This is a genomic window from Streptomyces sp. AC627_RSS907, assembly GCF_019049165.1.
Map to the genome: position 1 here is coordinate 1 of NZ_JAGMUE010001217.1, position 560 is coordinate 560.

Below are 560 nucleotides of genomic sequence, written 5' to 3' on the forward strand. Positions count from 1 at the left end.
CGCCGGGACGCCCTGCTCCTTCGCGATCGCCGTCCGCCAGGTCCGCAGCCGCTCGAAGACCGGCACCAACGGCTCCGGCAGGTCCACCGGCGCCGCCCGCCGCGAGCCGCCGCCACCGCCCTTGGCCTCGGCCCTGGGCGCGCGCTTGGCCGGCTCCGGGTCGCGCCGCAGCGGCACCTTGCGCTGGCCGCTGAGCACCTCGCCGCTGGTGTCGGTGAGCACCAGCGTGCCGTACTCACCCTCGACCGCCAGCAGCCGCTGGGCCAGCAACTGCCGTGCCACGCCCCGCCATTCGGACTCGCGCAGGTCGGCGCCGATGCCGAAGACCGACAGCGCGTCGTGGTCGTGCTGGATCACCTTGGCGGTCTTCTTGCCGAGCAGGATGTCCACGATCTGGCCCACGCCGAACTTCTGGCGCCGCTCCCGGTCCAGGCGCACCACCGTGGACAGCAGCTTCTGCGCGGCGACCGTGCCGTCCCAGGAGTCGGGCGGGGTCAGGCAGGTGTCGCAGTTGCCGCACGGCGTGGACTTCTGCCCGAAGTAGGCCAGCAGGTGCACCC

The 560-nt window shown here is 73.6% G+C and carries 1 protein-coding gene; it reads right to left on the reverse strand.

Translation table 11 applies throughout. From position 1 onward, the window contains the following. Positions 1-560 (reverse strand): RQC domain-containing protein (locus KUM32_RS41145; RefSeq protein WP_302185266.1); only part of this gene is annotated, 560 nt, incomplete at both ends.